Below are 20,573 nucleotides of genomic sequence, written 5' to 3' on the forward strand. Positions count from 1 at the left end.
ATCTTTTAAAAAATTTTTAAGTTTCCCCTTCCAACGTAAGCTGCTTGTACTGCATCCCTATTTCAACGCGAATCCTGTTTTTTGGAAACGACCGAATAACAGCATAGCCCAAATAAAATCCAGAAATGCCTCCAGTGAAGGGCATCCACAACAAGGATATTCACAAACGAACCGGCCATCGCGCACAGAAAGACGAGATGAAAATTGAACTTGTTTTTCCCGCATGACAGGCTCCTCACAAACAGGGTGGCGGCCAGGACTACAAGGAGCAGCAGCAGAGAGGTGCCTGCAATCCATCCGTATTCGGCAAACAGGCGAAGGTACGTATTATGCGGGTCCATATAATAGATGGATGTCATTTCACCGGGACCTATGCCAAAAATATTGCTTTTCAGCACCTTTAACGCGAAAAGCTGCGCATTGAAACGTTCGTTGTCATAGTTTTGGAGTGTGGTCCTTTCCATAAGCAGCTTGATGAACCTTGCCGTAATGGCGGGAAACATAAAATAGACAGACACGAGCAGGGATGAGGGGATTAGGAACGATTTGACTACAAAGCCTGGCTTCAGTTCCCCCTTCAGCACCTTAATAACAAGGTACACAACAAGTGATACTACTAGATTGATCCAGCCGGCCCGGGACATTGCCAGCACAACCGCGCCCGCCAATAATGCAATTGACGAATATTTGAATACCCTGGATTTAAATAATGCGGGATTCAGGGTATCTTCAAGAACAAGCAAAAGCGCAATAATTAAGTACGGACTAAAAATATTCGGATCCTGGAAAAATCCTTCCAGCCGAGTGCTATTGCCAAGATTTTCATTGGCGAGGTAACCGGCTATGCCAAGGACGCTGTTGGCAACAGCCCCCGCGATATATCCTTTCAGAAAAAACTCCAAATGCTTATTATTTTTGATGGCCAAAGCGAGAAAGAGCCCGCTGCATACCAAAAACACCGTTATCCCATGCCAGGCAGCCGCCTTTGAAAAATTTGCCGCGAAGAACAGGGAAACCGTCCCGAAAACCAGAAAGATGAACAGCAGGAAGGCCAAAAGATGCTTGAATATGTTCCCATTTAACTGAATCCGCCTAATCAAACCACTAGCCGCCAATATGAAAAACATCAGTTCATAAGGGGAAGGGTCGTACAACTGAAAGCCGGCGCTCAACGCAAAAACGAACAGGATATGCTCCCACCTTAGCAATAGCAGGAAAGTTGCCGCTGAAAGGCCAAAGATACTCGCCATAGCAATTAAGGGAAAGCTGGCGCTGGATGTCGGTCCCCCAGCAAGCGGGAAGCCAATCGCCATCCATCCCAGAAGCAAAGCCGCCAACCCGATCAGTACAGCTCTTAAGAATATAGGCTTTGCGGAATGCATGGCATCATCTCCCTTTATGAATAGCTGTTTACCGGTTTTTCCTTTTACCAATGGCTCTTTAAATTCCTTACCTTTAGCACCAGTTTTCCGGCAGTTGAGTATGGAAGGTAGCCCGAATACTCCGTTTTGATGGTTCCCCCGAATTCAAGTTTGAAATTCCGCACATTTGGGTCTGGCGTTAAGCCGCCCGAATCATAAATCAAGTACCCATTGTTTTTAAACCAAAGAATATTCTCCCATTTAAGAAGCCGGTGGGCCTTGCCGACCAGCCTCCTGAATTGGCTGTCACCCGTTAGCCTGAAGTGGGAGGCAGAGTAAAAAGGCATTGCTCGTTCCCCGTCGGCTGCGTATACCCTGTAACAAAGAGCTCCCTCCCCTTCCCCTTCAATCTTGGTCATAACTAGCGCTTTTTGGTCCCTCAGCAGCTTTAATTTTTCTACATGAAAATCGGTACAGCGGTCGGTATGTTTCCTATCTGCCGCCTTATTATAAAATTCCTGGAAAACGGTGATGTCTTCATCAGAGGGATTGACATTAATGAAAGTAAAAAGGCCAGAAGTCTTTCCCGCCTGCTTTATCTGCTGCCTTGCTGATTTGGATATTTCCCCAAACAATGCTTCTTCGCGTTTGGATAAATCCTGCTGGAGCGTCTCGATAGGCTTCAACCCTTCAATCGGAACAATGGACTGTGTGATGCCAACGAGGTCCGTCGAAGGACGGACATGAAAATCCGGCTCTTTCGGAAAATAGATTTGCTGGATTTGGATACCCCATCTTGTTCTGGAAATCGATAACACCCCTGGTCACTCCTTATAGGGAAAACCCGCAAAATTAGAAAATACACATCGCACCTCAGCTCTCAATTCGTTCACCGGATACAGATCGCCCTGCTTTCCGGAAATGCTTTCTCACGATATGCCAGGATACAATCCCGTATGCCAGATAGCCTATTGAAGAAAGACAACTAATCACAAGAATGGCTAAAGCGGCCCTTTCAATGTAAAAATAGGAAATGATCATCGACAGGCATATTAATGAAAACCGAATCAATTCACTGACTATTTGAAGCCCTTGCGATTCCAATACATAAAAATTCGAGGCGATTGGATTTACGACTATCCTCATAAAGAACAACAGTGCGATGATATGCAGATAAGAGCCGGCTTCTTTCCACTCTTGGCCAAATAGCATTGGGATGAATGGCGGGACAGCTAGCGCGATTATCCCGATTATCCCTCCGCCGATAAGGGACATTTTCTTGACAGTCATCCAAAAAAGCGAGCTGAATTCTTCCCCTCTTGCATGAAGCCTGGACGATTCCGACATATACACCTGCTTTACCGAATAGCCCAACAATGCTTCTGGTACGGTCAGGATTTTCTCGGCAAGCAAATACCAGCCAGCCACTGCGGGTCCATAATGGGCAGCGAGGAAAATAGCCGGAATCCTCGCGCCAGAAATATTAATAAAGGCCGACCAGCTTGAAATGAGCGGGAAATTTTTATAGCGGATGATTGCCCTCTTTACACCTTGGAAACAAAAAAGCGTTACCTTTGGCTTGTTTTTAAATAGATACTTTAAAAAGGTTACGAAGCCTGAAATCCTTCCAATCACCTCACCGGCCAGCAGTCCGAAAATGCCCGCCTGGAAAAAGCCCAAAGTGATTTGCGATACCATTTGCCCGCTGTTCATATTGATTTTTGACCTCGAAATGGAGGAAAAGTCCCGCATCCGGATGCTCCATGAATTGAAGGCCTGAAACCAGCCAATCCCAAAGACACTTACAGCGAGCATCCAGGCGTAACGGTCAAGTTCAGGCGCTCCAACCCATTTCCCAATCGGAATAATAAGCGCGCAAACAAAAACGATGATGCTGATGATAACCGCAATCATCAGGGATAAAACGAGCGCATCCCAACCCTCCTGGTCATCCTTCGGCAGCGGAATGGCCTGGTCATACATAAGGGAAGCGATGACAGAGAGACTGTACAGAAGCGATAAATAAATCGAGAAAACCCCAAATTGCTCCGGTGAATACAAATGGGTCAAAATCGGGGTTGTTAAAAAAATAAACAAATGGGAAATGGCAGTTCCGGCGGCAAGGATTGAAATGCTCTTCATAAAGGGGTTATTGATGAGCGAGTTTTTCAAGTTCACTAGCTGCTTCATTATGTCGGACCTCCGATTTGTTCAGCGGCAAAAAGGAACTGCATTCCTTGGTTGTGATGGAAGGCCGCGGAAATTTACTGGCCATAAGCCTCTTCCAATCGTTGGATCATTGTCTGGATGTGAAAACGCTCTTTAAACAGCATATAGCTGTTCAATTGGCATTTCCCCATGCCCTGTTCATCCTCCATCAATTTCATGATATAAAACACAGCTTCTTCAATGTTTCCCGGACAGAATAAATACCCATTATACCCATGGACGACAAGTTCATTATTGCCTTCCACATCCGTGGCAACGACCGGCTTTCCCACCGCCATCGCTTCAATGACCGAATATGGCAAGGCTTCGTGCAGGGAGGTTGATAAGTAAATATCGACGTCTTTCAAATAATCGTCAATGGAGCTTATGAACCCGCGATATTTTATTTTTGGGTTTTCTTCTGTCACCTTTAGAAATTCTTCCTTACAATAATCGCCGCTGCCCGCATACCAAAACTCGACGTTTGGGTTTAAGCGGACAACCGCTTTTGCTATCTCCAAAAAACTTAAGGGATCCTTGGATTGGTCGAATCTTGCCAAAGTCCCTACAATAATCCTCCCGTTATTTTTTACCTGTTTTACAAAACCTTTATCTTCGGCCCCGTTGTATATAATTGTGCTTTTTTGATACCGAAATAGATTGTAGCGCCGGCCGGCCTCATACTCCCCTTTTGAGACATTGATTGTACAGTCCGTTATCCTGCCGAGATTCCTCTCGATTAAACCATACAGCCTCCTTTTGTTCCTGCTGATATATGGATACTGCATAATATAGCCATGCGGAGTGTAAAAAACTTTCGACTGCCCGCTTAACAGGGCTGCTATCCTCCCTGTTCCGCCCGCCTTGGAACTATGGCAATGGATAATTTCCGGCTGGAACTCCTTGATAATCTTTTTTAATTGGAGAATCGCCTTTATATCTTCAATAATGCTTACTTCCCTCACAAAACTGGAAATGGCGTAAAACGTAAATTTCTCCTTGTTTTCTTTAATAAACTCCCAAAAAACCGAGTCCGCCCGCCCTTCGCCATAGGCTATGGCAATGTCGAACTTTTCACGCGATAAATGTTGGAGTACTGTAACGATATGTTTTCGCACCCCTCCGCTTAGTGCCTCACAAATTAGCAGCACCCTTTTTTTCATGGCTCCCCCTCATTTTCAGATTGAACCAGGACAGAACCTGAGGACTTTACCCTCTCTATGAAGCTTCTCGGGATCATGAACAGGGCAGCCGTTTTAAAAATCCCCAGATAACTGTAAACTTCGGTGAAATCAAAATATTTTAGCTGCACTTTCAGTCTGCTGAATAACTGCTGCCTTCTCCTTGTGGCCGAAATTCCTGTGTCGTTGAATTCCTCCTCGAGCAGGACGTCATCCAGATTCGCCGTTTGGTATCTGTTTACAATCCTAAAGAAAAACTCGTAGTCCTCTGCGCTTTTGTACGCTAAGGAATATGGACCGACCTTATCAATTAAGTCGGCCCGGAACATGACAGCAGGGTGGCTGAAACAGGAATTCATGTGCATTTTTCTTTTGATTGCCTTATAAGTTTTTGGAGGTTTATACGTAAAATGCAAGGTTCCTTCTTTTGTTTTAAAATTCGAATAAGAGCCTGCCAAAGCAATTTCCTTATTTTCCGATAAAAAAAATGCCTGTTTGCTGAAACGGTTTTTCAATACCCTGTCGCCGGCGTCTATTCTGGCAATATATTCGTAGTTCCCTCCACGAATCGTATTCAGACCATGGTTCAAAGCATATTCAATCCCCTTGTTTTCCGCCATTCTGACAACATGGACAGCATGCTGGTTTATCTTGTCAGGGCAAGTAATGGCAGGGGTGCTCCCATCATCTACAACATAAATGTCAACAGCTTCTTCCTTTTCGTTAACAAATGAAGCAATCGTAAGCAACAGGCCTTCCTGGTTATTAAAGACGGGTATTAACACAGCTATCCTGTTCATTCAAGCCTCTCCTAGCCAAGAAAATAGTTTAATAAGCGCCTTTTTTTGATAGAACAACAAGAATGGTCAGAAAGAGAATTTTTATATCCAATAACAAAGACTGGTTATACACATAATGAAGTTCCACGGCAACCCGCTCAGGATAACCGACGCTGCTTCTGCCGCATACTTGCCAGTAGCCTGTCATTCCGGGTTTTACCGACAGAAACTCTTGTTTTTTATGTTTGTATTCTTTTAACTCTTCTTCAACAACCGGACGCGGCCCTACCAGGCTCATATCCCCCATTAACACGTTAATTAGTTGGGGAATCTCGTCCAAGCTCGTTCTTCGTAAAAATTTGCCCAACTTTGTAATTCTCGGATCCTCCTCTGGTTCAAGTTTGTAATTATTTTCTACATACCATCTATATAGGGCGGGGTTTTGCTTAAGATATTCCTCGGCATTTACAACCATTGACCTGAATTTATAAATCCAAAACAGCCTTCCATTTCTTCCATACCGCTGCTGCCTGAAAAGGAGCGGTCCTTTGTTTTCCCCAAAGCAATAGAGTATGCGGAGAACCAGGAAAAGAGGGAGCGCGAGGATTAAACCGAAAAGCGCGCCAAAAATATCCAACCCTCGTTTTCCAATTAGGTAAATAACCGAAATTGGTATCAGTGCCTCTTTGGAAGCCGCCGAAGCATGAGGCGGTGATTTTAATTCTGTACTTTCCGTTCGGAGCATTAAGCTGTCACCTGCCGTCTAAGTTGTTCTCAATATCAAACCCTTATGGGTAATGCTGCCTAACTTGCCTGACGGGTATGTACTCCTTTCTGTTTATAGATTGCAGCACGGGAGGGTTTTCCGTGCTCATGCGGCCGCATCCAAGGTTCATTTCAGTTTATGGGGCTCCCAGCCTGATTATTACCAGGTTTTTCTTAGGAATTAATTCTTTGGTTATCCACCGCATCTATACTTTCCGGGCGTAATAACGAACAAAAAAAAGGCTCCGATTGTAAAGTGGAGCCTTTAAGGGGCAGGTAGTATTTCTCACGTATAGTAATAATGCCCCTCTATTATCTGGGCATCATTCAAAATTGTCCCAAGCAACTTTCCATTAGCGGAATGAATCATTTGGATTGCTTTCCGGGCATCTTCAATCTCGGTCTTCTTGCTGCGGATAACGAGCACTGTTCCATCCCCGAGCGATACGAGAATTTGCGGGTCCGTGACCGCCAGCAACGGTGGCGTATCCACAATGACAATGTCATACACTCTCCTGGCGGCTTCCAAAAATTCAAGCATTTTATGGGAAGCCAGCAATTCTGAAGGGTTCGGCGGGATTGGTCCAGATACGAGCACATCAAGATTTTCAATCCCGCTTGGCAAAATTGTCTCTTCAAGCTCTGTGTTTCCGACTAATGTTGTACTCAATCCTTTATGGTTTTCCAATGAAAAGGTGTAATGTACGGTTGGTTTCCGCATATCCCCATCTGCAAGGAGGACATTTTTCCCTTGCTGCGCGTAGACGACGGCTAGGTTCACCGCGCTCATGGACTTCCCCTCGGATGGAGAGGCCGAGGTAATAATAATTATTTGAATTTTTTTATCGACCGCCGCAAATTGGATATTCGTCCTTACTGTCCGGTACTGTTCCGCAATCTCTGATTTTGGGTTAAGGTTTGACAGTAAATTCTTTTGTTTGTTGTTCCAGTGGTGGATTCTACGGTACGTCAATTGCGTTCCTCCTCCCATTTTGCCGGCCAGCCCGCGACCTTCTTACCGATGCAAAGTCCTGGTCCTTTATATGTGAAATCACCCCGAGCACAGGTACATGCAGTTTTTCCGAAATATCCCTTTCCGTTTTAACAGCGCTGTCCAGATACTCAAGCGCATAGGCGATTCCTGCCCCTGCTATCGTGCCAATAATAATCCCGATTGTAATATTTAAGCCTTTATTAGGAAAAACCGGCTGGGAATCCGCCTCCACCCTCGCTTCCGATATTATTTTCACATTATCCACATTCATCAATTGGGGGATTTTCATTTGAAAAATCCTCACAGTCCAATTTGCAATGGCAGCGGCACGTTCCGGATCCGGGTCGGCGACTTTGACTGTTACCAACTGGGAGCTTTCCTCGCTTAATATATTTATTTTTTCCCTAAGTTTTTCGGCGGGCATCTTTAGTTTCAACTCTTTGATAACCCCGTCCAAAATAATCGGGCTATGAATGATCCCCTTATAAGTATTGATCAATTCCACATTTGTCCGGATATCATCCCCTGTCACTCCACGGGGGCTTTTTTGATTTACCAGGAATTGTGAACTGTATTCATATTGAGGCTCCAAGACAAAGAAACTCAAAATTCCCGCCACAAGCGCTGTTGAAAGCGACAAGGCAATTACCAGCCACAGCCGCCTCCGCAGAACCCCCGCGGCTTCCCTCAACGACAGCCTCTCCACCATTACCGCACCCCCCAAATAACCTCTGCCTATTTATATGGCTGTCCAACGAAAATCATGACAGAGTGAGGGAGTGATGGTGCTTCATTTTTGCTTCCATTGAACCTATTAAGCCGGGGACGCATCCAGAGCTTCAATTCACACGGCATGCAGTTCCTCAAGGGAGGGCAAATAAATACCCCACTGCCATCAGCCCGGATAGGCACGCTGAGGCTGGCCAGGGGATATAGTATTACATATTCCTTTCCTTCGAGGTGCTGTATGACGATAAGAAAAGCCAGCAAGTTAGAGACGGACTATATTCTTAGATTCGCAGGACAAGTGGTCGAGGAAAGTACGGTAGGATACGCCCCCAATAATATGCAGAACGCCTATAATATGTTTCAGCCCATAGTAAAAAACGGGGCCTATTACCTGGTTGACGACCACAACCGCGCGATAAGGGGCTGGATTCTGATTGGGTCTGATTGGAACCCTTTGACCGGGAAAGTGACCGGCAACCTTCTCCACTTATACGTGTTTCCCCAATATAGAAACTTTGGCATTGGAAGGAAGCTTATGGAGGCCGCTATCCAGGAACTTCAATCCCGAGGCATCGCCACGGTCCAGCTCAACGTTTTTGCGGGGAACCCGGCCAAGTCCTTATACAAAAAGCTTGGTTTCAGGGAAATTTCAACGTTAATGGAACTCGATTTTTTCAAGAAGATTTTTGGTTGAGCGGTGGCTGGCTCCTCACGTCTTTTGCCAAAATAAAAAAGGGAAGGCCCATTCAAGGATCCTTCCCTTATTTATTTCTTGGACTTGCCCAAATCAGGTGAACAGAATTCAGCCAAAAACTCTCGATTTTATTAATCCGCAAAGAGGATGCACCCACCAGCTTTAAAATATCCCTATTTTGATGACAACCAAGCCTTTTCAAAAGAAAAGGATTGGCTTTGTTCTGCAGCCAGGCAAATACGGGATTCGTGCTGAGCCCATGCTCCATTAAAAGAATTTGGCCATCCGGCTTTACCCAGTGAACCATCCGCGCAAGTACCTTTTCGGGATTCGGATAGGAGCATAACGATAAGGTTGAAATGACCGTATCAAACCGGTTGTCCTCTAGTTCAGCTTCTTCGACATTGGCTTTTAAAAACACCACATCAAGCGTTTCCTGCGCCGCCCTTATTCTGGCTCTTTCAATCATGATTGGGCTGAAATCGACAGCAGTAATTTTAGCGTCCTTCGAATAAAACTGAAAATTTGTTCCTGCTCCGACCGATAGCTCCAGGATATCTCCATTAGCCGATTGCAAAAGTTTTTTCCTCAAACGGTAATTGAATGAGTTTTGATTGAGTGGCTTCGCATACCGCTTAGCTTGTTTATCAAACAATTGAATTTGGCGGTTGATTTCCACTTCCCACCCTCCTGATTGGCTCATTCCTTTAATCCGGCCAAAAGAGTATCTTTTTTAAACTTTACATCGTGATGACCACTTTTCCTTGCGAATGCCCCTGTGAAAAATACCTGAAAGCTTCGGGTACCTCCTCCAGGGTGTATCTTCTATCAATAACCGGCTTCACTTTGCCTTCCTCGATCAGTTCCTTCATATAATATAAATCCTTTTGGTTGGCCCTTTGCAAGAAACTCCCTATCTTCCTGCTTCCTGCCATCGAAATCCATGGACCTAAAAGCATGGCCTGCGCCAATTGGGCGCCGGAGCCCCCGACATGAACAAAAATCCCGTCCGGGTTCAAACACCGCTTATAAGCAGAAATCGGGTGATGTCCGTTAGCACCAAGAATGAGGTCATACCGCTCCGGTTTCGTTGTAAAATCCTCTTTGGTATAATCAATTGCATTATCCGCCCCAATCGATTGAACGATCTCCACATTTCTGGTGCTGCAAACTCCGGTTACCTCCGCACCGTAGGATTTGGCGATTTGCACCGCAAACGTTCCTACACCGCCAGAGGCCCCATTGATTAATACCTTCTTTCCCGACTTGATCTCGCCCTTATCCCGCAGGCTCTGAAGGGCTGTCACCCCTGCCATCGGAACCGATGCGGCCTCCTCAAACGACAGGTTTGATGGCTTTGGCGCAAAGGCTTGTTCCGGAGCAGCTACATATTCCGCAAAACTGCCCCATCCGCTCCCGGATAAGTCACCAAACACTTCATCTCCAGGCTTGAACTGCTTGACACCCTTTCCAACTGCCTCCACCCGGCCAGCAATGTCTCCTCCGGGTATAGCGTATTTCGGTTTTAAAAGGCCGAAAGCAAACCGGGCCAGGAACGGTTTACCTGTTAAAAGGACCAGATTCCCGTAATTCATCGATGCCGCATGTACCTTGACCAATACTTCATTTTCCTTAGGCTCTGGCTTCTCCACTTCTTTTACTTCCAAAACATCCGGGGGGCCATACCTACCATAAACAATTGCCTTAATAAAGATTCCTCCTACCCCTTGGTTTTATCTTGCTAAAAAGATTAATCAGGTTAAAGATATTTATCTTAGAAGGAATTATGAATCTTTATGTATTTTTATTATGGTTTAAAAATCCATTAATTGAAAGTTTTAACTATTTATTCACAGTGATATTATAGAGAATATCTTATTCGGATGGCGGGTGGTTTTTTGAAAAAAACTAATGAAACAACAATCCATTTCATAAAAGCTTTGGCCGGATTTTTTCTATTGGATGTGTATTTAAATGTGGCAATCGCCAAATCGGGCAATATGGTTGTTCAGCTCCTGCTGGTTTCCGGCTTCTTCCCTCTCCTTTATTTATTGTTAAAATGGACTCGGCTGAACGGTTTTAAGGATGCCGGGATTCGGTTTCATGAAAAATGGCGCAGTAACCTGGCAATCGGCTTTGGGACTGGTTTCTGTTTTTGGCTTATCAGTTATGCCCTTTCCTGGGGATTTGGCGCATATGAAATAAGAGGGGTTAAACCGTTCGGGGAATCGATCCTAACGGTGGGGCTGGTTTTGGGAACTTTCTTTATTGGTTCTTTTTTAAATGACATTATTACGAGAGGTTTTATATTTGCCCAATTGCGCGGCCGTGTTCCTGTAATGTGGATCTTTGTTATTTCGATAGCGGTTTATTCCTTTGATGACATCTGGAATGAAGGCTTCAGCCTTTCCAATACGTTGTTTTCCATCCTTGTCGGTTTATCGCTCACCTATGCCTTTTACAAGTCCGGTTCTATTTGGGCCAATACAGGAATCCATTGGGGGCTGAATGTGTGCTACGGCCTTTTTAACGGAACGCTCGGACAGGATAACGGCGGCATTTTCTATCTTTCGGAGCACCACATAACATCCCTTCTACTAGAGGCAAAAAATTATCTCATCCCATTTGTGATGTTTCTATTTGTCGTAGTAATTTTGAAAAAGCTTGATTCCCGAAGCAAACCCTTTCCTGAGGCGCCATCTTCTACGATGTAGCCGAGCTAAGCAGCCCTGTATAAAAATCGCCGGCAAATGATATTTACTCCCCAATCTGGTTTGTACCTGGACTGGAAAAATCTCATCTCTCCTTTGAATAACGAACTTTTTTTAGATATATGGCATATTCTACACTATATATTTGCCATAAAAACCAGGGGATTGGTATGAAGATGGTACGGAATCGAATGAGGAACCGGGTCATTGTCGACCAGGTCAATGTAAATGCCATTGATACGGCGTCGGGCATTTTTGTCGGAATTAATTATGCCAATAACTGGTCTTCCCACCGTAAAACGAATTACGGCTTTGGATCAATGAGCAATTGCCGGGTTTCCGGAAACTATAGTTATGTTATTGACAATGATATTGTCGATACTCCAATAAACAGCAATGCGATAAGCATCATGGAACGTGAGCCCAATAGCAGCCTCAACCATGTGGACGTTGTTGGGATAAACGTAAATGTGCTGGATTCCTGCGCTGCCCTTGCTGTTGGCGAAAATGACCTGAACGGCTGGAGCACACACAGTAAACGGAATGCCGGACAGGGCAGGCTGATCGGCAACATACAGAATGCCAAAAATGCAACCTATGTTTCAGATCATGATATTATAGATTCCCAGATTAACCATTTAACACATTTCTAACTTTCCGCTGGCCTCTAAAGGAGGGAACCAGGTGGCCATTACCTTCGGAGTTGGCGCCATCAATATTAATTCCCAGAATACGAATTCAACCGTTGCAATTGGACAGAATCAGCTCCCCGGCTGGGCCGCCCACCGGAAGGTAAATAACGGGCAAGGATTTTTCGCGGGGAATGTAGTAAATACGGCCAACGGATCCGTCATTAACGACCTCGATTTCATTGATGGCCAAATGAACAATGCGAACGTATCGCCAAGCGCGCAAGGACAGACAATTTAATGAAGCAGCATAGCCGCCCGTTTGGCTATGCTTTTTTCATGCAGGTATTTTTTTACTGGGAGTCGGTGGCATGACGCCTCTTTTTCTACATATAAGTAGTAATGAAACCTTTCCATACGAAAGGGAGTGACCGAGTGAAAGGCAAAGCGAATCGTTCCAAAATAACAAAAACATTAGGCAGCGATTTCATGGAACTTTTAACAGAAGTCGCTCCGTTAATCGGGCCCAGGATTGATTGCATATGGACCGAAAACTTGCTTTATATTACTGCGGACCTTGCCGGTGCCAGGCCTCACGATATAAATCTCGGAATAAACTCCGGCAGCCTTATTATAAGCGGAGTGATTCATCCCCCGGCTAATATCCCTGCTAAAAAAATTATCAGGCAGGAACGGTTTTTTGGCCCTTTTCAAAAAAAAATCAAACTGCCTGTACACTGTTTGCCCGACCGATTAAAGGCGGAATTGGAATACGGCATATTAACAATTACGATCCCCTTATTTTCAAAAACTTCAGCCCAGGAGGAGAGCCATGACGACCATTCGGTATAAGGAATTGAAAATTAACAGGATCCATTCTTCATCCGGGCTTTTTTTAGGGACAAACATCCAAAACGGCAGGGTCAGCAGAATAGAAGTAAATGAAGGATTTGGCGCCATCAAGGGGAAAAACAGCCAAGCAGCAAACAACCATACTCTGTTTTCAAACAATAAAAAAGGATCTGATTCCAATGAGTACGGAAAAAATCATTGAAAGCCTGGTGAAGTTCGCTGAAAGATTGGACAGGCTTGAAAATGCTCTGAACGATTCACAGAAAAGCAAAATCCATTTCGATATTCATATAAACGATCTCCATTTAAATGAACTTAACCTTGAGGAACTCGCCTTTCATCTCGAACGGCTGGATATCCAGGAATTAAGCGGAATGCTGAATCTGGGTAATACTTTTTCGCCAAAGGTGCATGGAAAAGAGAAATTGAATGAACCTGTGCCTGAAGACAGCCCGGAATCATCATCAGAAGAAAAAGACGATCGGGACATTCAGATTATGATTAATGGCGAGCAGGTATCCTATTTACTTATGGACGGAAAGGACAATCATGATGAATAAATTTTCCCCAGCTTTTTTTATCGGAAAAATTACGATCGGTACTGTGGAAGGCGCGTCTTGCGTCAATCTTGGCAATAACCTCCCGAGCGGCTTTACGAGCTATAAGAAGCACAGCCAGGGATTCGGCACTGTATCTGGTGACAATGCCGATATCCACGACCTTTTCGCTTCCCTGGAGGAACGGGATACCCATGATTCTTTCAATTATGAATTGGGGGAGGAATCCGGCCAGGACACACTGACACAATACGCCCAGGGAATCATTGGGAAACAGGATGTTGATATACAGGAGGTTGTGGAGGAAGATGAGCTGGATGGCCCGGTGGACGAATAATTTCCGACTTTCTTTCGTTACTTCTTTTTAATATAGCGAACAAAACTGTAACCTGTCCGAAAAGGGACTGTAATTTCCCCGTGATAAAATTAAAGGACATACTTTCTTGTCCATTATTACATGCAGAAGGAGACAGGTTATGGATTCATCATACTTGAATAAATCATTGAATGAATGGAAAGAAGAGATTTTGGATTTGCTGTCTGAAATTGATAAGGAATACGACAAGGTTAAGCAGGAGCTGATGGTGTATAATTACAAATTCAGCATTACGAAGCAGGTCACCCAGTCGACAGTGAACGAAGAAATTATCCGGACCATCCGCGAAATCTACCACAAGCCGTTTGAGGAACAATTCAATAGGCTAAAAATGGAAATAAAAGACCTTGAAGAAAAGAAAAGGGTATTCAGCATGTTTGTCGATAAAATTGACAAAGTCCAAGGCAGGGACGAACATCAATCCAGCGCCGAATACATAGCCCAAATCTCCTAAAAAAATATTCCCAAGCAGGGGGCGGATCTAGTTTTTCATTGAAGAACTAGATGCGTCCCCTGCTTCATTCGTTTAAACTAACCCATTGCCGAAGGAGCGGTTCTAGTTCCGTGGCTAGTTCCTCTTTTTTGCGGGGCCCGTGTAGGAAAACGGTTCAATACACACACGTCCAACCACGTATAAGCACCAACTAAACGCCAAGCTGCACACCAGATAAATTTATAATCCCGGAATCAGTCAAGTAAGTTGCCTTCCGATTGCCTGCATTCATAAAGAGCATAACAAATAAACCTAAATAGCTTAGGCGCTTTTCGCTCGATATGAAATTAAAATGATTGTTGATTTCATGAACTTACTTAACCCCGAAGATTTTTTGATTATGCCAAATAAGCATTTTTTTGTTCAAATCCTTGTCCTTTAAATTGTGATTGCCAAAATATCTCCCCAACCTAGGCATTTGACCATTCCTGCCCACCCATTAAAACATAAGATGTGTTGAACATATTTGAGGAGGAGAGAGAAACATGGATATTGAAAGACAATTCTTTGGAGGAATGGGTCCGGGGATGGGCTATGGCGGATATCCAGGGTATGGTATGGGGTTCGGCGGCTATCCGGGGTACGGACACGGCTATGGCGGCTATCCATGGCACGGCATGGGATTCGGCGGCTATCCGGGCTATGGATATGGCTATGGCGGCTACCCTTGGCACCATCATCATTGGCACGGGGGCTATCCATTCCACCATTGGCATTAATAATTCGGTAAAACAAAAATTGGGGCGGCCCGCATCCTCATTGAGGCAGCGGATCCGTCCCTTGCTTCATTTATGCTTGTTTTGCTTGTTTTAAGGCAAATTATTGTTCAACTTCTCCCTGGAAGCTTGGCGAGACGGCTTCTTGGAAACAGCATATCGCGCCTCGAAACGCCGACCGACCTTTATTCAACCGTAACGGATAAGGATTCCACCAAGAGCGACGGTGAACCAATCGGTGAGAGCGGGAAAGTCAGGTCGGAGCCTATTTCCACAACACCCTTAAGCATTTCGTAAAAATTCCCCGCTATTGTCATTAAGTTGACGGGATATTGGACTTTCCCATCCTTTACATAGAACCCATTCGCAGCCACAGAGAAGTCGCCTGAAACGGTATTGGCGCCGGAATGCAGCCCCGATAGTTGTGTAATCAAAATTCCTTCGTCCATCCCGCTGATCAATTCGCTAAAGCCCTTTAATGACGGCTCAATGTAAAAATTGGACGGGCCGACCTTAACTGCTGACTTATAGGGGTTTTTATGGGCATGCCCGGTGGTGGATGTTTTGTCCTTCCTGGCTGTCTTTAAATTATGGAGCAAGGACTGGAGCACCCCTGATTCAACAACTGTCAGTTTTCTGGTGGCTACTCCCTCACTATCAAAAGTCCGGCAGCCAAGCCCACCTTCAAGAAATGGGTCATCCACAATCGTTACCTTGGCGGACGCAATTTCTTTTCCCTGTTTATTCTTCAATGGCGACGTGCCGGCCTGCGTATTTTCAGCGGAAAAATTGCCTGAGTATACAGCCAAAAGCTGAGCGGCGGCATCGTTACGGAGCAGAACAGGATATTTCCTGCTTTCGATTGACCTTGATCCCAATTGCGCGAGTGCTTCCTCTGCGGCTTTTTGGGCGATTTCCCTGGCATTTAACTTATGAAAGTCCTTCGTCACTTTATATTCAAACGAGGTTTTCTTTTCCTCGCCCTCCTTCACAATCGCCTGGACATACACATATAAAACATTCAACTTGTCACTTACATTTAAACCTTTATTATTAACAAGCGTTTTTATAACCGATTCTGTTCGGATGCCGCAGAAATCCGTTGGCTGGAATCGCGGGTCGGCTGCAAGGAGTTCCTTCTCCACATCCATAATAAATTGGATTTTTTCCGGTATCGCAAGTTCCTGCAATGATTCGGAGAAAAAGTCGCCTTGTGCGTAGCTTTCACTTCCGGGAAAAATCTCTTCCCCCTCATCATCATTAAGGACCGCGGCATTTTCCATTGCATTTTCGATCAGATAAGAGATGGATGCCTCGTCGATTTTTTCTGTATAGGCATAACCCATCTTCCCATTAATCTTTCCGCGAAACGACACGCCTCCATCTTCGGCAATCTCGTATTGGTCAATTTCGCCATTGTAAATTTGGCAGCCAAACACTTCTTTCTTTTCAAAATAAATCTCCACATCTGTGAATCCTCTATTTTCAGCCTCACGAAACAGCAATTCCTGAAAATTCATCTCTATTCCCCCTTAGTCCCGCCGACGGTGATTTCACTGACACGGATTGTCGGCTGGCCAACGTTTACCGGGATGCTTCCACTCTGGGAACCGCACATCCCGGCCCCATGGCTCAAATTGTTGCCAACCATATCAACCATTTGAAGCGTTTTAGGCCCGTTTCCAATTAGGGTAGCCCCTTTCAACGGCCGTCCTAGTTTCCCGTTCTTCACTTCAAACGCTTCCAAGACCGCGAAGTTGTAATCGCCGGTCGCGGGATTAACCTGTCCGCCGCCCATATACTTTGCATAAATGCCATGCTCGGTATTGGATAAAATTTCCTCAGGACTTGAGTTGCCAGGGGCAATATAAGTGTTCGTCATCCGGGAAGTTGGCGCGAACCGGAACGATTCCCTTCTTCCTGAACCGGTTGAGGCCATGCCCATCCGCCGCCCGTTAAATTTATCAATCAAGTATCCTTTTAAAATTCCATTTTCAATCAGGATATTTTTGCGCGCTTTTTCCCCTTCATCGTCGATATTGATGGAACCCCACTCATTCTGAAGCGTTCCGTCATCGATATATGAAACGATTTCCGGCGCTACCCGCTCGCCAATCCGGTTGGCAAACACCGAAGTATCTTTAGCCACGGCCGTCGCTTCAAGCCCATGGCCGCAAGCTTCATGAAAAATAACCCCGCCGAATTCATTATCGATAATGACAGGGAATTTCCCGCTTGGGCATGGGATCGCATCCAGTTTCGTCACGGCGATTCGAGCCGCCTCACTTGTATAATGGCCGAGATTGAGGTTTTCAAAGAATTCGAATCCCTGATGGGCGCCAGGGCCGTAAAATCCCAATTCCATTTGATTTCCCCGAACGGCTACAGCCTGAATTGCCAGCCTTGACCGGACCCGTTTATCTTCAGTGAATGTACCTTCCGAGTTGGCAATCAGTACATTTTGCTCCTCATCCATATATCGAACGGTTACCTGCGAAATCGAGGAATGATAGTTTTTGGTCATCCCAAACGCGTTATGTAACATTTCTGCCTTGCGTGATTTTCCCACATCCCGGGGCATAATCTGAATCGGATGAATGGAGTACGCTGCTTGGCTGACAAATGGGGCAAGCCTGGCAGCTGTTTCTCCTTTAATTGCTTGGGCGGCATTTGCCGCTGCCTTCAAAAGGCCTTCCCGGCTAGAATCGGTTGTATACGCATAAATGCTCCGTAAGCCTTTAAACACCCTGATCCCAACGCCAAAGTCACGTCCGGATAAGGCTGTTTCGATTTTCCCGCTCTGCAGGGTAAGGTTATTGGTAAACCGGTCTTCAATAAAAATTTCCGAAAAATCCCCGCCTGTTGTTAAAGCTGCCGCTAGTACATCTTCAATTACATGTTTGCTTAGCATATAAACCTCCCGCTTTAAAAAATAAGGTACCAAAAATCCACTTTAACATTGAATATTCTTTCTTGCCAAAAGTTATTCCTCTAAAATCAGGTTAAAATTTCCATACCCCGATTATCTTCGGGCAAAAAGAAAACTGCCACCTATTCAGTGGCAGTTGCACAGACAATTCTATCCTTTTATTCACCTGGAGGATTAATCAAAGCGATTCTTAGTTCATACATGCTATCGTTTTGATTTTCTTCGATTATCTCCCAGTTGGCTGAAATGATTTCTTTGAGTTCCTTCAGCTGATTCCCCGACAGCTTCACTTGATCGAGGTAATAGCCGCCGTCACGGAATGCGACATCTCTTTCCAGCCCGAACTTAATCCCGAGGAGCGACTTCAGCGCGCCTTTTGTTAAAAAGGTAATCCTGTAGCCCGTTTGGATTGCATTTCTGAGCTTATCGGGATCGCCATTGTAAAAATCAATCAGCGTCTGCCAATCCGGGATTCCTTCTCCAAACCGTTCAAACCCTGCCGAATTCCCATTTTCAAGCATTTGCAGGAATTCACTGTCCTGGACGCCATTCGAGCGAACCATTTCAATCATCAGAGCATGGTTCAATGCCAGCCTTTCTTTTTGCATCATTTTCCCTCCCCTATTTTCCTCCATAAAGATAACATGCAACTTGATGGCCGTCACCTGCATCCAGCATCGGCGGTTCGACTTGGGCACAAATCTCCATGGCATACGGGCACCGGGTGCGGAACTTACAGCCTGATGGCGAGTTCAAAGGGCTTGGCACCTCGCCTTTCAGGATAATGCGTTCACGTGCAGCTTTTGTCGTATCCGGTTCCGGAATTGCCGATAGCAGCGCCTGTGTATAAGGATGCAACGGATTTTTGTATAGCTCGTTGCTTTCCGCGATTTCAACCATATTGCCTAAATACATGACGCCGATTCGGCTTGAGATGTGCCGGACCATTGACAGGTCATGGGCAATAAATAAGTATGTCACGCCGGTATCCTGCTGGATATCCTCAAGCATATTGACCACCTGGGCCTGAACCGAAACATCGAGGGCCGAAATTGGTTCATCACACAGGATGAAATCCGGCCGGACCGACAGCGCCCTTGCGATACTCACACGCTGGCGCTGCCCGCCGCTGAACTCATGTGGATATCGGTATAAGTGATCCTTCTTCAGTCCGACCCGCTCGAGAAGGTCCAAAATGACTTCCTTCCGTTCAGAAATAGATGAAGAGTTATGAATTTTCATAGGTTCACTAATCAATTCGAATACATTCATGGTCGGATTGAGGGATGCATAAGGGTCCTGAAAAACGGCCTGCATACGGCGGCGGTATTTCTTAAGGTCCTTCTCTTTTAAAGGAGCAATGTCATTCCCATCAAAATATATGTTTCCCGAGGTGATATCATGGAGCCTAATGATGCTTCTGCCAACCGTCGATTTCCCGCAGCCTGATTCGCCAACAAGGCCGAATGTTTCCCCTTTTTGGATAGAAAAACTTACACCGTCGACAGCCTTCAGATACTGTTGGTTCCGTCCAAGAATGCCGCTTTTGACAGGATAGTATTTTTTAAGGTCCTTTACTTCCAAAATCGCCTCATTCATGAACTTCACCTTCTTCTCTGCTTTCGTCGTGAAGCCAGCACATTGTCTGCCTTCCTTCACCGGCATCAAAATAAGGCGGCATCTTTTCCTGGCAAATCCCCATCGTATAAGGGCAGCGGCCGGCAAATGGACAGCCCTTCGGCGGATTCAGAAGATCTGGAGGGGTGCCCTGTATCGGGATGAGCCTTTCCTTCCCGGTATCGGAACGTTTTGGCAGGGACTTCAGCAATCCTTCGGTATACGGATGCTTCGGATTTTGAAAAAGGTCCTTTACCGGTCCTTCCTCCATAATCAGCCCGCCATACATGACGAGGACCCGTTCACAATTCTGCGCCACTACTCCAAGATCGTGGGTAATCAGCAATATCGCCATGTTTTCCTTTTCTCTCAGATCCCTCATTAAATCCAGGATTTGCGCCTGAATCGTCACATCAAGCGCGGTAGTCGGTTCATCCGCGATCAATACTTCGGGATGGCAGCTGATTGCCATCGCAATCATGATTCGCTGTTTCATCCCGCCGCTCAATTCGTGCGGGTATTGTTCCAGCCGTTCCTCAGGAGAAGATATGCCGACCTGGCGGAGCAATTGAGCCGCGATTCGTTTGGCTTCCTTTTTCCCGACTCTGCGGTGGCGAATGATTACTTCCGTCAATTGCTTGCCGATTTTGACAACAGGGTTCAGCGCGGACATGGGGTCCTGGGAAATCATTGCGATCTCGTTACCGCGAATTTTTTGCAGATCCTTTTCCTTTTTTAGCAGAAGGTTTTCGCCACGAAGCCGGATCGAGCCTTCCTTTATTTTTCCCGGAGGCTGAATGAGGGATATAATAGATTTTGCCATAACGCTTTTTCCGCTCCCGGACTCCCCTACGATCCCGTACACTTCACCCTTTTTCAAGCTGAAGCCAACACCGCGGACTGCCTGGACTTCCCCTGCTTCTGTATAAAAAGAAGTTTTTAGGTTTTCGATTTCAAGAAGCTTCTCTGGCACTTTGATTAC

At 45.4% G+C, this 20,573-nt stretch carries 25 protein-coding genes; 10 read left to right on the forward strand and 15 right to left on the reverse strand.

Going from position 1 to position 20,573, the window contains the following annotated elements:
• Window positions 1-62: 62 nt before the first annotated feature.
• The 8 genes from DRW41_RS15730 to DRW41_RS15765 form a co-directional block, all read right to left on the reverse strand.
• Entirely contained in the window at window positions 63-1,433 is a 1,371-nt protein-coding gene (locus DRW41_RS15730; RefSeq protein ID WP_115452965.1) for an O-antigen ligase family protein, read from the reverse strand.
• Complete coding sequence (locus tag DRW41_RS15735) at window positions 1,427-2,179, reverse strand: GNAT family N-acetyltransferase (RefSeq protein WP_115452966.1); 753 nt, start codon at window positions 2,177-2,179, stop codon at window positions 1,427-1,429. Before DRW41_RS15735 ends, DRW41_RS15730 begins: the two co-directional genes overlap by 7 nt.
• Window positions 2,180-2,234: 55 nt before the next feature.
• Complete coding sequence (locus DRW41_RS15740; protein WP_115452967.1) at window positions 2,235-3,551, reverse strand: lipopolysaccharide biosynthesis protein; 1,317 nt, start codon at window positions 3,549-3,551, stop codon at window positions 2,235-2,237.
• 74 nt (window positions 3,552-3,625) lie between these two features.
• Complete coding sequence (locus DRW41_RS15745) at window positions 3,626-4,732, reverse strand: glycosyltransferase family 4 protein (protein ID WP_115452968.1); 1,107 nt, start codon at window positions 4,730-4,732, stop codon at window positions 3,626-3,628.
• Window positions 4,729-5,550 carry a glycosyltransferase gene (locus DRW41_RS15750; RefSeq protein ID WP_115452969.1) on the reverse strand — a complete coding sequence of 274 codons (822 nt, stop codon included), beginning with the start codon at window positions 5,548-5,550 and terminating at the stop codon, window positions 4,729-4,731. The genes DRW41_RS15745 and DRW41_RS15750 overlap by 4 nt, the downstream gene beginning before the upstream one ends.
• A gap of 28 nt (window positions 5,551-5,578) precedes the next feature.
• Window positions 5,579-6,274 carry a sugar transferase gene (locus DRW41_RS15755; RefSeq protein ID WP_115452970.1) on the reverse strand — a complete coding sequence of 232 codons (696 nt, stop codon included), beginning with the start codon at window positions 6,272-6,274 and terminating at the stop codon, window positions 5,579-5,581.
• Window positions 6,275-6,580: 306 nt separating this feature from the next.
• A complete protein-coding gene (locus tag DRW41_RS15760) occupies window positions 6,581-7,267 on the reverse strand; it encodes a CpsD/CapB family tyrosine-protein kinase (RefSeq protein WP_115452971.1) in 687 nt (228 codons plus the stop codon).
• Complete coding sequence (locus DRW41_RS15765; RefSeq protein ID WP_115452972.1) at window positions 7,254-7,997, reverse strand: YveK family protein; 744 nt, start codon at window positions 7,995-7,997, stop codon at window positions 7,254-7,256. Before DRW41_RS15765 ends, DRW41_RS15760 begins: the two co-directional genes overlap by 14 nt.
• A gap of 258 nt (window positions 7,998-8,255) precedes the next feature.
• On the opposite strand from DRW41_RS15765, the gene DRW41_RS15770 reads away from it, so the two are divergent.
• Entirely contained in the window at window positions 8,256-8,711 is a 456-nt protein-coding gene (locus tag DRW41_RS15770) for a GNAT family N-acetyltransferase (protein ID WP_181884587.1), read from the forward strand.
• Window positions 8,712-8,778: 67 nt separating this feature from the next.
• On the opposite strand, the gene DRW41_RS15775 is transcribed toward DRW41_RS15770, so the two are convergent.
• Together DRW41_RS15775 and DRW41_RS15780 are read right to left on the reverse strand one after the other, a co-directional pair.
• The gene (locus DRW41_RS15775; RefSeq protein ID WP_181884588.1) at window positions 8,779-9,390 is read right to left on the reverse strand and encodes a class I SAM-dependent methyltransferase; all 612 of its coding nucleotides are present in this window, start codon (window positions 9,388-9,390) and stop codon (window positions 8,779-8,781) included.
• Between the two features lie 61 nt (window positions 9,391-9,451).
• A complete protein-coding gene (locus DRW41_RS15780) occupies window positions 9,452-10,420 on the reverse strand; it encodes an NAD(P)-dependent alcohol dehydrogenase (protein WP_115452975.1) in 969 nt (322 codons plus the stop codon).
• Window positions 10,421-10,609: 189 nt separating this feature from the next.
• Between DRW41_RS15780 and DRW41_RS15785 the strand changes: the two genes are divergently transcribed.
• The 9 genes from DRW41_RS15785 to DRW41_RS15825 all read left to right on the forward strand — a co-directional run bounded on the left by DRW41_RS15785 (window position 10,610) and on the right by DRW41_RS15825 (window position 15,048).
• Complete coding sequence (locus DRW41_RS15785; protein ID WP_181884589.1) at window positions 10,610-11,425, forward strand: CPBP family intramembrane glutamic endopeptidase; 816 nt, start codon at window positions 10,610-10,612, stop codon at window positions 11,423-11,425.
• A gap of 167 nt (window positions 11,426-11,592) precedes the next feature.
• Entirely contained in the window at window positions 11,593-12,075 is a 483-nt protein-coding gene (locus DRW41_RS15790) for a hypothetical protein (RefSeq protein WP_115452977.1), read from the forward strand.
• A 31-nt stretch (window positions 12,076-12,106) separates the two neighbouring features.
• Entirely contained in the window at window positions 12,107-12,352 is a 246-nt protein-coding gene (locus DRW41_RS15795; RefSeq protein ID WP_115452978.1) for a hypothetical protein, read from the forward strand.
• A 134-nt stretch (window positions 12,353-12,486) separates the two neighbouring features.
• Window positions 12,487-12,903 carry an Hsp20/alpha crystallin family protein gene (locus DRW41_RS15800; protein WP_181884590.1) on the forward strand — a complete coding sequence of 139 codons (417 nt, stop codon included), beginning with the start codon at window positions 12,487-12,489 and terminating at the stop codon, window positions 12,901-12,903.
• Window positions 12,884-13,105 (forward strand): hypothetical protein, encoded by a 222-nt coding sequence (locus tag DRW41_RS15805; protein WP_115452980.1) that lies wholly within the window; start codon window positions 12,884-12,886, stop codon window positions 13,103-13,105. Before DRW41_RS15800 ends, DRW41_RS15805 begins: the two co-directional genes overlap by 20 nt.
• Window positions 13,083-13,463, forward strand: coding sequence for a hypothetical protein (locus DRW41_RS15810; protein WP_115452981.1), 381 nt, complete (start codon window positions 13,083-13,085; stop codon window positions 13,461-13,463). The genes DRW41_RS15805 and DRW41_RS15810 overlap by 23 nt, the downstream gene beginning before the upstream one ends.
• Window positions 13,456-13,797 (forward strand): hypothetical protein, encoded by a 342-nt coding sequence (locus DRW41_RS15815; RefSeq protein ID WP_142752244.1) that lies wholly within the window; start codon window positions 13,456-13,458, stop codon window positions 13,795-13,797. Before DRW41_RS15810 ends, DRW41_RS15815 begins: the two co-directional genes overlap by 8 nt.
• 139 nt (window positions 13,798-13,936) lie before the next feature.
• The gene (locus DRW41_RS15820) at window positions 13,937-14,290 is read left to right on the forward strand and encodes a hypothetical protein (RefSeq protein WP_115452983.1); all 354 of its coding nucleotides are present in this window, start codon (window positions 13,937-13,939) and stop codon (window positions 14,288-14,290) included.
• Between the two features lie 524 nt (window positions 14,291-14,814).
• Complete coding sequence (locus tag DRW41_RS15825) at window positions 14,815-15,048, forward strand: hypothetical protein (protein ID WP_115452984.1); 234 nt, start codon at window positions 14,815-14,817, stop codon at window positions 15,046-15,048.
• Window positions 15,049-15,230: 182 nt separating this feature from the next.
• Here DRW41_RS15825 and DRW41_RS15830 read toward each other — a convergent pair whose 3' ends face one another.
• The 5 genes from DRW41_RS15830 to DRW41_RS15850 form a co-directional block, all read right to left on the reverse strand.
• The gene (locus DRW41_RS15830) at window positions 15,231-16,565 is read right to left on the reverse strand and encodes a TldD/PmbA family protein (RefSeq protein WP_115452985.1); all 1,335 of its coding nucleotides are present in this window, start codon (window positions 16,563-16,565) and stop codon (window positions 15,231-15,233) included.
• A gap of 2 nt (window positions 16,566-16,567) precedes the next feature.
• Window positions 16,568-17,956 carry a TldD/PmbA family protein gene (locus DRW41_RS15835; RefSeq protein ID WP_115452986.1) on the reverse strand — a complete coding sequence of 463 codons (1,389 nt, stop codon included), beginning with the start codon at window positions 17,954-17,956 and terminating at the stop codon, window positions 16,568-16,570.
• 176 nt (window positions 17,957-18,132) lie between these two features.
• Window positions 18,133-18,582, reverse strand: coding sequence for a hypothetical protein (locus DRW41_RS15840; RefSeq protein WP_115452987.1), 450 nt, complete (start codon window positions 18,580-18,582; stop codon window positions 18,133-18,135).
• Window positions 18,583-18,595: 13 nt separating this feature from the next.
• Complete coding sequence (locus tag DRW41_RS15845; RefSeq protein ID WP_115452988.1) at window positions 18,596-19,573, reverse strand: ABC transporter ATP-binding protein; 978 nt, start codon at window positions 19,571-19,573, stop codon at window positions 18,596-18,598.
• Window positions 19,566-20,564, reverse strand: coding sequence for an ABC transporter ATP-binding protein (locus tag DRW41_RS15850; RefSeq protein ID WP_115452989.1), 999 nt, complete (start codon window positions 20,562-20,564; stop codon window positions 19,566-19,568). Before DRW41_RS15850 ends, DRW41_RS15845 begins: the two co-directional genes overlap by 8 nt.
• Window positions 20,565-20,573 lie beyond the last annotated feature (9 nt).

Origin of the sequence: Neobacillus piezotolerans (genome assembly GCF_003362805.1) — a bacterium.
GTDB classification, from domain to species: Bacteria; Bacillota; Bacilli; order Bacillales; family Cytobacillaceae; genus Bacillus_D; species Bacillus_D piezotolerans.

Coding starts and splice junctions, on each gene's coding strand:
- DRW41_RS15755 (WP_115452970.1), bottom strand. CDS start 6,274: ATGCTCCGAACGGAAAGTACAGAATTAAAATCACCGCCTCATGCTTCG.
- DRW41_RS15740 (WP_115452967.1), bottom strand. CDS start 3,551: ATGAAGCAGCTAGTGAACTTGAAAAACTCGCTCATCAATAACCCCTTT.
- DRW41_RS15810 (WP_115452981.1), top strand. CDS start 13,083: ATGAGTACGGAAAAAATCATTGAAAGCCTGGTGAAGTTCGCTGAAAGA.
- DRW41_RS15835 (WP_115452986.1), bottom strand. CDS start 17,956: ATGCTAAGCAAACATGTAATTGAAGATGTACTAGCGGCAGCTTTAACA.
- DRW41_RS15745 (WP_115452968.1), bottom strand. CDS start 4,732: ATGAAAAAAAGGGTGCTGCTAATTTGTGAGGCACTAAGCGGAGGGGTG.
- DRW41_RS15750 (WP_115452969.1), bottom strand. CDS start 5,550: ATGAACAGGATAGCTGTGTTAATACCCGTCTTTAATAACCAGGAAGGC.
- DRW41_RS15770 (WP_181884587.1), top strand. CDS start 8,256: ATGACGATAAGAAAAGCCAGCAAGTTAGAGACGGACTATATTCTTAGA.
- DRW41_RS15840 (WP_115452987.1), bottom strand. CDS start 18,582: ATGCAAAAAGAAAGGCTGGCATTGAACCATGCTCTGATGATTGAAATG.
- DRW41_RS15830 (WP_115452985.1), bottom strand. CDS start 16,565: ATGAATTTTCAGGAATTGCTGTTTCGTGAGGCTGAAAATAGAGGATTC.
- DRW41_RS15825 (WP_115452984.1), top strand. CDS start 14,815: ATGGATATTGAAAGACAATTCTTTGGAGGAATGGGTCCGGGGATGGGC.
- DRW41_RS15805 (WP_115452980.1), top strand. CDS start 12,884: ATGACGACCATTCGGTATAAGGAATTGAAAATTAACAGGATCCATTCT.
- DRW41_RS15790 (WP_115452977.1), top strand. CDS start 11,593: ATGAAGATGGTACGGAATCGAATGAGGAACCGGGTCATTGTCGACCAG.
- DRW41_RS15765 (WP_115452972.1), bottom strand. CDS start 7,997: ATGGTGGAGAGGCTGTCGTTGAGGGAAGCCGCGGGGGTTCTGCGGAGG.
- DRW41_RS15820 (WP_115452983.1), top strand. CDS start 13,937: ATGGATTCATCATACTTGAATAAATCATTGAATGAATGGAAAGAAGAG.
- DRW41_RS15815 (WP_142752244.1), top strand. CDS start 13,456: ATGAATAAATTTTCCCCAGCTTTTTTTATCGGAAAAATTACGATCGGT.
- DRW41_RS15845 (WP_115452988.1), bottom strand. CDS start 19,573: ATGAATGAGGCGATTTTGGAAGTAAAGGACCTTAAAAAATACTATCCT.